General features: G+C 63.8%; 9 protein-coding genes. 5 read left to right on the forward strand and 4 right to left on the reverse strand.

The window, feature by feature from the left end; genetic code table 11:
* The 4 genes from BUB04_RS07085 to BUB04_RS07100 form a co-directional block, all read left to right on the forward strand.
* Positions 1 to 189 (forward strand): transposase (locus tag BUB04_RS07085; RefSeq protein WP_178371931.1); only part of this gene is annotated, 189 nt, incomplete at its 5' end.
* A 280-nt stretch (positions 190 to 469) separates the two neighbouring features.
* Complete coding sequence (locus BUB04_RS07090; protein ID WP_073038300.1) at positions 470 to 1,480, forward strand: radical SAM protein; 1,011 nt, start codon at positions 470 to 472, stop codon at positions 1,478 to 1,480.
* Positions 1,481 to 1,806: 326 nt separating this feature from the next.
* Entirely contained in the window at positions 1,807 to 3,618 is a 1,812-nt protein-coding gene (locus tag BUB04_RS07095; protein WP_073038301.1) for an AMP-dependent synthetase/ligase, read from the forward strand.
* Positions 3,615 to 4,946, forward strand: a complete 1,332-nt coding sequence (locus BUB04_RS07100) for a DUF362 domain-containing protein (RefSeq protein ID WP_073038302.1) — start codon at positions 3,615 to 3,617, stop codon at positions 4,944 to 4,946. Before BUB04_RS07095 ends, BUB04_RS07100 begins: the two co-directional genes overlap by 4 nt.
* 205 nt (positions 4,947 to 5,151) lie before the next feature.
* On the opposite strand, the gene BUB04_RS07105 is transcribed toward BUB04_RS07100, so the two are convergent.
* The 4 genes from BUB04_RS07105 to dtd form a co-directional block, all read right to left on the reverse strand.
* Positions 5,152 to 6,228 (reverse strand): Lrp/AsnC ligand binding domain-containing protein, encoded by a 1,077-nt coding sequence (locus BUB04_RS07105; protein ID WP_084076277.1) that lies wholly within the window; start codon positions 6,226 to 6,228, stop codon positions 5,152 to 5,154.
* Positions 6,125 to 6,823: a metallophosphoesterase family protein gene (locus BUB04_RS07110; RefSeq protein WP_073038304.1), complete on the reverse strand. Its 699-nt coding sequence runs from the start codon at positions 6,821 to 6,823 to the stop codon at positions 6,125 to 6,127. The genes BUB04_RS07105 and BUB04_RS07110 overlap by 104 nt, the downstream gene beginning before the upstream one ends.
* Positions 6,824 to 7,123: 300 nt before the next feature.
* The gene (locus BUB04_RS07115) at positions 7,124 to 7,615 is read right to left on the reverse strand and encodes a DUF1285 domain-containing protein (protein ID WP_073038305.1); all 492 of its coding nucleotides are present in this window, start codon (positions 7,613 to 7,615) and stop codon (positions 7,124 to 7,126) included.
* A gap of 16 nt (positions 7,616 to 7,631) precedes the next feature.
* On the reverse strand, positions 7,632 to 8,081 hold the full coding sequence (dtd, locus tag BUB04_RS07120; protein WP_073038306.1) for a D-aminoacyl-tRNA deacylase: 450 nt from the start codon (positions 8,079 to 8,081) through the stop codon (positions 7,632 to 7,634).
* Between the two features lie 944 nt (positions 8,082 to 9,025).
* On the opposite strand from dtd, the gene BUB04_RS07125 reads away from it, so the two are divergent.
* A complete protein-coding gene (locus BUB04_RS07125; RefSeq protein WP_073038307.1) occupies positions 9,026 to 10,447 on the forward strand; it encodes a B12-binding domain-containing radical SAM protein in 1,422 nt (473 codons plus the stop codon).
* The last annotated feature ends 67 nt before the right edge of the window (positions 10,448 to 10,514 follow it).

A 10,514-nucleotide genomic window follows, 5' to 3' on the forward strand; every position in this document is an offset into this window, starting at 1 on the left:
ATTGTGGAACCCGTCTTTGGGCACATGAAGAATCTTGGGTTCCGAGGGTTCCTTTTGAGAGGACTTGAAAAGGTGAAGGGCGAGTTTGCCCTGATGTGCGCTGCTCACAACATTTCGAAGGTTGCAAGGGCTATTCTGGGCGGCATCGTAGATCTTAGGGAAAGGCGAATGATGCAGCTGGCCGCCTGAGGAGGCGGTTCGAGCCCGCTTCGACTGTTTTTGGGGCTCCGCAGATGCCTCCAACGCTCCCTGAAGAGGTGCTCGACAGGCTATCATAGCATTTCCGCCCATATCGCCTTCTCACAACTATGAAGTTGTTTGATAAAAGCAGCGTTCTCGGACAGCCTCCTAGGACCTGGCGGATCGGATCACGACCAAGACCGCTCCTACAGGGCAACGCCTATTGGCGTTCATCCTCGTTCATTCGCGGTTTTGTCAGCCTCGCAGACTTTGACTCCCGGAGGCTCCCGTGCCCCTCTTTTCCCGAAACCTCACCATCCGTTCCCTCCAGTCCGGAGGCCTCATCACCAACTACCACTGCACGTCCCGGTGCCGCCATTGCCTCTACTGCTCCGGCCCCCGGTGGCCCAAGGACTTCATGGACCGGGAGACGGCCCGAAGGGCCATGGAAACCATCCTCCGACTGGGGTGCGCCTCGGTCCACATCGGAGGGGGCGAGCCCTTCCTGAACCCGGAAGGACTGCTGGCCGTCCTGGAGACGGCCCGGGAAACGGGCATGGCCGTGGACTACGTGGAAACCAACGGGTCATGGTTCGTGTACGATCGAAAAGGGACGGCCCTTCTTGAGCAATGCCGAAGGGCGGGGCTCCGGACCCTGCTCATCTCCATCAGTCCGTTTCACAACGAATTCATCCCCTTCCAAAGGGTCCGAAACCTCATGGAGGCCTGCCGGGAGACGGGCATCCGGATCTTTCCCTGGGTGGACGGCTTCCGGCCCGACCTGGAAGCCCTGGGCGTCGAAAAACCCCACGACCTGCAAGCGTTTACGGAAGCCTTCGGCCAGGACTACCTGCGCCGGATCCCCCGCCGGTATTGGATCCACTACGGCGGACGGGCGGCCCTCTTTTTCGGGGAGGTCTTCGGAAGAAAGCCCGCCCGGGACGTCCTGGCCGCCAACGATTGGCCCTGTCCGGAACCGGCCGACACCAGCCACTTCCATGTGGACCTTTACGGCCGCTACATCCCCGGCCTTTGCAGCGGCCTGGCCGTGGACCTTCGCGACCTGGGCCGCCCCCTGGATCAAGACAAATACCCGCTTCTTTCCCTCCTTTTCCGCGAAGGCATCCGGGGACTTTTCCGGCTGGCTTCGGAACGGTACGACTACCGGCCCGCCCGGGATTTTCTCAACAAGTGCGACCTGTGCCTGGACATCCGCCGCCACCTGGCCCTGGAAGTGAACGCCCCCTACGGGGAACTCCACCCCCGCACCTTCTACCGGGAGTGGCGCCTGGAACCCTGATGCACAGCCGCTCTTCTTTGCCTTGCGCCCCGGAGCACTTTCCCCTAAATTGGTTTGTGTGCAATCCACCTTCCCCCGTGGCACGGCCGGGAGTTCGCCCCGAGGGATCCTTCTGCCTTCCCCCAACGGAGCGATGGACCGCCGGGTTCTTTTATCTGCGCGATTTCAGCGGGCGGGGACAAACCCCGCCCCCACCCGGGATGTGGATCCGGTCGGGGCGGCCTTCAGGACCGCCCGCCGGGAACGCACCATGAAAAAGAATCGTCCCATGGAGACCTTTTGACCCAGGACACCCCCCAACCCTTCAAAGGAGACGCAGCACAGCCATGAAAGCCTATTCCCACCTTTTCATCCAGCGAGCGGAAAAGAGCGGCGACAAGAGGGCCCTTCTGTACCGAGACAACGGCCAATGGCGGGAGATGACCTGGACGGCCTTCTACGATGCCGTCCGCCGAACGGCCCGAGCCCTCATCGCCCTGGGCGTGGAAGCCCAGGACCGGGTGGCCGTCTGGAGCCACAACCAGCCCCGCTGGACGGTGGCGGACGTGGGCTGCCAGCTGGTTCGAGCGGTCTCCGTTCCCATCTACCCCACCAACACGGCCCAGCAGGCCGCCTACATCCTGAAGGATTCGGAGGCCAAGGTGGTCTTCGTGGGTTCCGGCGACCAGCTTTCCCGCGCCCTGGAAGTGGTGGGCGATCTTCCCCACGTCCAGGCCGTGGTGAGTCTGGACGATTCGGCCGCCGATGCGGCTTCGGAAAAGGTCCTGACCTTCGACGCCTTTCTGGCCCTGGGCCAGGCGTCCCACGACGACCAGGTGTCCCGGCGCCTGGAAGAAGCCAACCCGGACGATCTTCTCACCCTCATCTACACGTCCGGGACCACCGGGGAACCCAAGGGGGTCATGCTCACCCAGTCCAACGTGCTCTTCCAGATGACCTCCCACGACGGGCGGATCCTCCCATGCGACGAGTCGGACCTGTCTCTGTGCTTCCTTCCGCTTTCCCACGTCTTCGAACGCACCTGGACCTACTACGTCTTCCACCGGGGCATGACCAACGCCTACCTGGACGATCCCAAGCAGGTGCTGGACGCCATGCAGCAGGTGCGCCCCACGGTCATGTGCACGGTCCCCCGGCTGCTGGAAAAGATCTACGGGGCCATCCGGGAGAAGGTGCAGTCGGCTCCGGGGACCCGCCGGCGCCTCTTCCAATGGGCTCTCGCCATGGGAGACGAGGTCTTCCGGCGCCGCAAGGACGGCCTGGGCGTCCCCATGGGCCTGGGCCTGCGGCATCGGGTGGCCGATGCCATGGTCCTTTCCAAGCTTAAGGGGCTTTTCGGGGGCCGGATCCGGTTCATGCCCTGCGCCGGAGCGCCCCTTTCGGCGGAAATCGAGCGGTTCTTCTGCGGCGTGGGCGTGCCCATCGTGTGCGGCTACGGCCTGACGGAAACCACGGCCACCGTCACCTGCCACGAACCCCAAGGCTTTTCCTTCGGCACGGTGGGAAAGCCGCTGCCGGGCGTGGAAGTGCGGATCGATCCGCGCACCCAGGAGATCCTCGTCCGAGGCCCCAACGTGATGAAGGGTTACTACAACAAGCCCGGGGAGACGGCCGCCGTCTTCACCGACGACGGCTTCTTCCGCACCGGGGATGCGGGGGCCTTCGACGCCTACGGGGAGCTCCTGATCACCGACCGCATCAAGGACCTTTTCAAGACCTCGGGCGGAAAATACATCGCGCCCCAGATGATCGAAACCCTGGTGGGGGCCGACCCGGCCGTGGAGCAGATCGCCGTGGTGGGCGAAGGCCGCAAATGCGTGACGGCGCTCATTGTCCCCAGCTTCGAAAACCTGGAAGGGTTCCTCGCGGAAAAGGGCCTCCAGGGACTTTCCCGGGAGGAACTGGTGCAACACCCCACCGTGACGGGGTTTTTCCGGCAAAAGATCGACGACCTCACCCGGGATCTCGCCCCCCATGAAAAGATCGTCCGGTTTGCCCTCATCGCCAAGGAGTTTTCCCTGGAAGACGGCGAGATGACCCCCACGCTGAAGCTCAAGCGAAAGGTCATCCTGGAGCGCTACGGCCACCTCATCGAGGAGATGTACCGGGAGATCGACCAGGCGAGGAAAAACGGATGAGCACGACACCCTCTTTCACGGTGGCTCTACGAACCTATGAAAAGCCGGTGGAGTCCGTGGCGGCGGTCATCGAAGCGGCCGGAGGCTTTCCGACCCTGGGGCCGGACACCCGGGTCTTCATCAAGCCCAACGTGGTCACCTGGACCCGGGCGACCGACTTTCCCAAGTGGGGCGTGATCACCACGAGCCGGGTGGTGGAGGACGTGGTGCGGGCGCTCCGCGACGCGGGAGCGGGACAGATCACCATCGGGGAAGGCCTGGTGACGGTGGACCCCCGGGAGAAGGGGCTGGCGGAGGCGGCCTTTTCGGCCCTCGGCTACTTCACCCTGGCCGAACGGTACGGAGTCCGGGTGGTGGACGTCTTCCAGCGGCCCTTCCGGGAAGTGCCCGTGGCCGACGGAATCTCGCTCAAGTTCAACCGGGACGCCCTGGAATCCGACCTCATCGTGGATCTTCCCGTCCTGAAGACCCACGCCCAGACGGTGGTGAGCCTGGGCATCAAGAACCTGAAGGGACTCATCGACATGGCGTCCCGGAAGCGATGCCACAGCCCCGATCCCCGCTGGGACCTGCACCGCATGGTGGCGGCCCTGCCGTCCGGGCTTCCGCCCGTCTTCACCGTGATCGACGGGATCTTCAGCAACGAAAGGGGCCCGGCCTTCGACGGGACGCTCCACCGGATGAACGTGCTGGCGGCGTCCCGCGACCTGCTTTCGGCGGACCTGGTGGGAGCCCGCCTCTTGGGCTACCGCCCCGACCAGGTCCCGCACCTGGTGCACGCCGCCCGGGCCGCCGGCCGGCCCCTGGATCTTTCGGACATCCGCCTCGTGGGGGAGGACCTCGAAAACCTGGCCCGCCCCCACGCCCACACCTTTCCCTACACCCAAGACGGCTCGCTTCCCGCCGTCATGGAAAAGATGGGCATCCGGGGCCTGAGCTACCGTAAGTACGACGACACCCTGTGCACCTATTGTTCCATGCTGAACGGCCTGATCCTCACGGCCGTGGCCCGCGCCTGGTCGGGGTCCCCCTGGGACGACGTGGAGGTGCTCACGGGAAAGGCCATGGAGCCCACCCCGGGCAAGAAACACACCATCCTTCTGGGAAAGTGCATGAGCCGGGCGCACAAGGACGATCCGCGCATCGCCCATGCCATCCCGGTGCCGGGCTGTCCGCCCAGGCCGACGCGGATCGCCGAGGCCTTCCGGGAAGCGGGCATCCCCGTGGATGCGTCCATCCTGGAAGCCTGGGCCCTCTTTCCCGGCCGGTTCCTGAAAAAATACGCGGGAGTGGAAGGATTCGACGAGGCCTTCTTCCGGATCGGATGAGGACGTCCGATCACAGCCGAGGCCGCTCCCTCAGGGGATCAGCCACCGTCACCACAGGCCGCGGCCATGACGCCGAAACCCGTCTTCCCGAAGCAGGAAAACCAGGGGCGAACGATGATTCGCCCCTACCGCCCGTGCGCATCGCACCCACGGCATGCCTCCCACCAGCCTGCCGAAGAGGCATGCCTGCTTCCGGGGATCTCCCTCAGTCCTTGATCCTGGACATGCCGGGGATGAGGGTCTTGGTGAAGTGCACGCCGGGAAGCTGACGGATGTTCTCGTGCACGAAGTCGGAGATGACCTCCGCGTCGGAGCTCAGAAGATCCCGGGTGAGTTGAATTTTGACCAGGAGGTCCACGTCGCCGTGGACGCTGTGGATCTCGCGCACCGGCTCCAGCTCGTAGAGCCGCTCCACGATCTTGTGCTCCTTTTTGGCCTGCACGCTCATGAGCACGAAGGCCGTGATGGTGCGCTGCATTTCCGGATACCGAATGCCGTCGCCTTCCGCCATCTTCTCTCGAAACGCCTCCATGTCGTCCGGCAGGATTTCGTTGATGCCGATGCCGTAGTGGCGCCGCTCCCCCTTTTCCCACAGCCGCACGGAGATGTAGGCATAGAGGTCCGCCACGGTCCTTCCGGGGAACTGGTCCACCAGCCGTTCCTTCTTGATGATGGCGCACAAGGGCCGATAGATGTACTGGTACCAGTCGGCGGCGGCTTCCTGGAAGGAAACGGGGGCGCTGCGGGACTGTTTCAGGAAGGCCTGATGGCGGCGTATCTGTTCCAGCAGATGTTCGTACTGACCGGGCTCGGACAGGGTGATGTCGGCATGGAGCCGGGTGGCGTCCAGGAAGTCGGCCCGCTGGCGGTAGAGCACATCTTCCAGGTCGTCTCCGGAAGGGACGAACTCCACGATATGGGCCAGGATCTCGTCGTGCCCCAGCGCCTTGGCCGCCGCCACCCGATGGTTGCCGTCCTCCACGTAGTAGGCGTCCCGGATCTGCCAGAGGCGCACGGGCGGGAGCACCTTGCCGCGACGCATGGCGTTTTTGATCGCCTCGAGCCGTTCGGAAGGAGCCTGGTTTTTCAGCCGGAACTTGTCGTCGAAGTCCTGGTAGCGCCCCACGCTCCCGACGATCCTGGAAAGGGGGACGGTCCGGAGCCCCCGGTCCCGGCATTCAAAGGCCTCGTCGGCGCGCTGAAGGTCTTCGAAGGAGACGGTGCCAGAGTCGCCCGACACCTTTCTTTTCCAGAAGGTCAGTTTGCGGAGCCAGGATGTCATGGTCGATTTCCATCAGGTGGGATCCGAAAGTGTTGACTACGATGGTCCGTCCCAGGACGGTGATGCGCTCGGACGGATCGGCAAAGAGACGATGGATGTGTCCGTGGATGAAATAGGCCGGCTGGTACCGTTGGATCAGCCCCAGGAAGCACTCGAAGCCCCGGTGGCACAGGTCCTCTTCGTCGCCCACGCCCCGGGGCGGCGCATGGGTGATCACCACGTCCACCCCGCCGTGCCACCACAGGCTCGCCCGGAGCCCGCGCACAATGCGCTGCATCTGCTTTTCCGTGTACTGCACCGGACCCCCGTTGTACCACATGGACCCCTCGAGGCCCAGAACGCGGAGCCCCTCCACGACCCGGATCCGTTCGTGCAGGTCCACCAGGCCGGGCTGGAGCATGGCCTTGGGGCGGATGTCGTGGTTGCCGCGCACGTAGTGGACCGGGATGCCGAAGGATCGGGAAAGGTGCAACAAATACTCCGGCGGCAGATCCCCGCAGGAAAAGATGAGATCCACCCGGCCGAACCGGTCCGTATCCACCACGGGATAAAGGTCCGGGTCGATCACATCGGAAACGGTGAGAACTCGCAGCATCACCAGGCCATTTCTTTCGGTGGGGCGGCGGCTCGGGGCGCCGCACCCGCCGGGATTTACGTTTTGTATGAAACGCGGCCTCGTTCCGCTCGTGCGCACGGCCTGTAGGGGCGAATAATCATTCGCCCCTACAGGGGCCTGCTTACCAAAGATGCGATTCATCCTTCGTTGTCACGGGCCGTCCGTGATGGGGGCTTAACGCGAAACAAAACCGCGAATGAACGCGAATAGACGCAAATGATTCTTTTCCGTTGACGAGAATCCTTCATCCGTGCGTGGTGGCGGGCCTCGCCATGATCGTCAGGCGGGACCCTTCATGGGGACGGGGTAGGTCCGATCCCCCACGCGCAGGGAAAACCCCTCGCCCGCCTCGTCCGGCTCGATCCACTGGGCGATCTGATAATAGGCGGGCCGGGAAAACCGGGCCGGGAAGGCCCCGTCCCGAACCCGGCAGTAGAGCACGTTGTCCCGGCCGACCCACACCGTCTCCGGATCCAGCCATTCCGGCTCATCCAGGTGTTTCAGGGTGAGGCGGATCCGTTGGGTTCCCGCGTCATCGTTCACCATGTCCACGCGGGTGATCACAAACGGCGTATCGTCCACCCGGATCGGATGGAGCTTCCCCTGCCACTCCAGGAAATAGCCGCCGTCGTCTCCGCGGCCCAGATGCTCGTAGAAGGTCTGCAGGATCTCTTTGCGAAAGATGAGCCGATTTCCGTAGTACCAGTCGCCTTCCGCATCCACGTGGATACCCACGTCTTCGGGGGGAATCTCGAAGGTTTCGGCGTTCATGGTTTTCTCCCGTTCGTCAGAACCTCTTGGCGCTGTCCACAAGAAGGGTCACCGGGCCGTCGTTGGTGAGGTGCACGGCCATGGTTTCCTGGAAGCGGCCCGTGGCCACCGGGATGGGATGGGTCCGCAGGCGCGCCACGAAGGCTTCGAACAGCTCCCGGGCCCGATCGGGAGGTGCGGCCTCCACGAAGGACGGGCGCCGACCCTTGCGGCAGTCGCCCCAGAGGGTGAACTGGGAGACGGCCAGAACGCCGCCGCTGATATCCAGCACGGACCGGTTGAGTTTCCCCTCATCATCCGGAAAGATGCGAAGGTTCACAATCTTGTCGGCCAGATAGAGGGCGTCCTGATGGGTGTCTTCCCGTCCCACGCCCACCAGCACCAGAAGCCCCCCATGGATCGCCCCCACGGTTTCTCCGTCCACTTCCACCGATGCCCGGGAGACCCGTTGCACCACCGCCCGCATTTTTCCTCCTTCCATCCGCGCCCGCTTTGACCTGAATCGCCGGTCAGGATATAGAAGCGACGGTTCGGTTGGCAATTCCTTTTGCCGGAAAATTTCCAACGGCTACGGTGCGAGGGGGCGGCAAAGGCGCTGCCAAGCGCCGTGGGCCCGCTGACATCGTAGCCCAGCCCGTCGGGGCGAATGAACCCCAGCCAATGGGAGTCAGCAGGATAGGGACCGGAGAAGGGACGGCCAAAATCGTGAAGATGAAAGACCAGTGTTTTCGGTCCCTTGCAGGAACATCGACAGCTCGAATCAACGCCGGACAGGTGCAGCATTATTTGTGGGAGCGGCGAAAGCCGCGAAAGGGGTGGCCGGCCGTTCCATGGCGGGGGGCCGCTCCCGGCTCATCGCCCCTTGCGGCGCTCCCACAGAGAGAAGAAAGGTTCCACAGGACGGACGACGGCCCGCTGCAGGTTCTTTCATCCGTGCGGGGTGGCGCAAGGGAGACCATGATCGTTAGGGAACAGTGGGCTGTAGGGGCGAATGATCATTCGCCCCTACAGACCGTTGGCAAGCTCCTGGGAGCTTATCTGAAAATGGCTCATTTGCCCCTTCCAACGTCCATCCGTCATCCCCGCGGAAGCGGGGATCCAGGATTTCCGGGAACCTATGGACTCCCCCTTGCGCGGGAGTGACGGTTTGCGGCGTTCTCGGACAGCCTCCTGAGAGGCTCTCCGAGAATGTTTTTCCGGCTTGGAAGGCCGGGAACCCCTCTCTCATCGTAGCCGCGGGGCTTCAGCCCCGCGGAAAAGGCCGTCGTAACCTCTTGAAGTCACAGGCCGTATGCGATGGCCCATGCGATGACCGGGGATTCTCCGCAGCCCTGAAGGGCTGCGCTACGGGAAAAGCGGTCATCCGGAACGTTTCCGGACAGGATCCTGGAGAGGAGGATCACCCCCTTCATGTCGCGCCGTTTTGAACCGCCCTTCGTGCTCTTCGTCAATCCTTGGATCACGGACTTTGCCGCCTACGATCTGTGGGCCAAGCCCCTGGGGCTTCTCTTCCTGGCCGCCCTCTTTCGGGAAGGCGGCTGCCGGGTGGCCCTGGTGGACTGCCTGGACCGGCACGACCCGGAAACGGAGGAGCGTCCCGACGTGCTGCCCGGCGGCGACCGGAAGTACGGAACCGGGAAATATCCCAAGATGCCCATCCCCACGCCGGAACCCCTCCAGGGGCTTTCGCGCACCTTCTACCGCTACGGGATCCATCCGGAAAGCTTCCGAAAGAAGCTCCAGCCCCTTCCCCGCCCCGATCTCATCTGCGTCACCAGTGCCATGACCTACTGGTACCCGGGGGTGGCGGAAACCATCGCCCATTTGAACGACGTCTTCCCGAAAAGTCCCGTGTGGCTTGGGGGCATCTACGCCCGATTGTGCCCGGAACATGCCCGAAGGACCAGCGGGGCCGATCGTGTGTGCACGGAACCCTTGGCCGAGACCCTCGCCCGGGCGGAAACCGTGCTCAACTTCCGCCTATCCAACCGTCACCGGTGGGATTCCCCGGCGCACTTTCCTCTTCCCGCCCTGGACCTGCTCCCCCGGCTTACCTACGGACCGGTGATCGCAAGCCTCGGCTGTCCCTACCGTTGCCCCTACTGCGCCTCGTCGCGCCTCCAACCCCAACGGATTGCGTTTCCGGCCGAGACCGTGGCAGGCCAGATCCTGCAGGTTCATGAGCGAACCGGCGTCCGGGACTTCGCCTTCTACGACGACGCGCTGCTGCTGGGAAACCCGGGACTCCGCCCGGCGCTGGAGCGGCTCCGAGGGGAAGGCCGCACCTTCCGCTTCCACACCCCCAACGCCCTGCACATCCGCGCTCTCACCGACCCGGACCTCTGCCGCTTCCTGTACGAGAGCGGCTTCACCACCCTGCGGCTGGGCCTGGAAACCACCCGGCCGGACAAGCAGAAGGCCTGGGGAGGCAAGCTGGAAGTGGAGATGTTCCAGCTGGCGGTGGAAAATCTCCTGCAGGCGGGCTTTGCAAGTGAACAGATCGGAGCCTACCTTCTGTGTGGTCTGCCGGATCAGACGGTGGAGGAGGTGGCCGAAGCCGTCGAGACGGTGCGCCGGGCGGGAGCTCTGCCCTACCTGGCCGAGTATTCCCCCATTCCCGGAACGGCGGCCTGGAACCAGGCGGTCCGGCAAAGCCCTTTCCCCATCGAAACGGAACCCCTGACTCACAACAACACCTTTTTCGCCTGCCGCCGCCCGGACTTCACCCTGGAAGACCTCCAGGATCTCAAGCGGCTGGCCCAGACGGCCCGGGCCCAATTCAGGAAAGCCCAAAAAACGTTCAAGTCCGAAGCCCCATCGACCGAACTATAGTGTTGCGGTAGACTTTTTTGTCCGCCCGGATCCCCGTAGGGATTCGGGAAGAACCAAGAGGCTGATC

The sequence above is a fragment of the Desulfacinum infernum DSM 9756 genome, from assembly GCF_900129305.1.
GTDB classification, from domain to species: Bacteria; Desulfobacterota; Syntrophobacteria; order Syntrophobacterales; family DSM-9756; genus Desulfacinum; species Desulfacinum infernum.

What these genes read in the sequence shown, in the direction of transcription:
- BUB04_RS07095 (WP_073038301.1), top strand. Translation starts at nt 1,807, where the DNA reads ATGAAAGCCTATTCCCACCTTTTCATCCAGCGAGCGGAAAAGAGCGGC.
- BUB04_RS07100 (WP_073038302.1), top strand. Translation starts at nt 3,615, where the DNA reads ATGAGCACGACACCCTCTTTCACGGTGGCTCTACGAACCTATGAAAAG.
- BUB04_RS07105 (WP_084076277.1), bottom strand. Translation starts at nt 6,228, where the DNA reads ATGACATCCTGGCTCCGCAAACTGACCTTCTGGAAAAGAAAGGTGTCG.
- BUB04_RS07110 (WP_073038304.1), bottom strand. Translation starts at nt 6,823, where the DNA reads ATGCTGCGAGTTCTCACCGTTTCCGATGTGATCGACCCGGACCTTTAT.
- BUB04_RS07115 (WP_073038305.1), bottom strand. Translation starts at nt 7,615, where the DNA reads ATGAACGCCGAAACCTTCGAGATTCCCCCCGAAGACGTGGGTATCCAC.
- dtd (WP_073038306.1), bottom strand. Translation starts at nt 8,081, where the DNA reads ATGCGGGCGGTGGTGCAACGGGTCTCCCGGGCATCGGTGGAAGTGGAC.
- BUB04_RS07125 (WP_073038307.1), top strand. Translation starts at nt 9,026, where the DNA reads ATGTCGCGCCGTTTTGAACCGCCCTTCGTGCTCTTCGTCAATCCTTGG.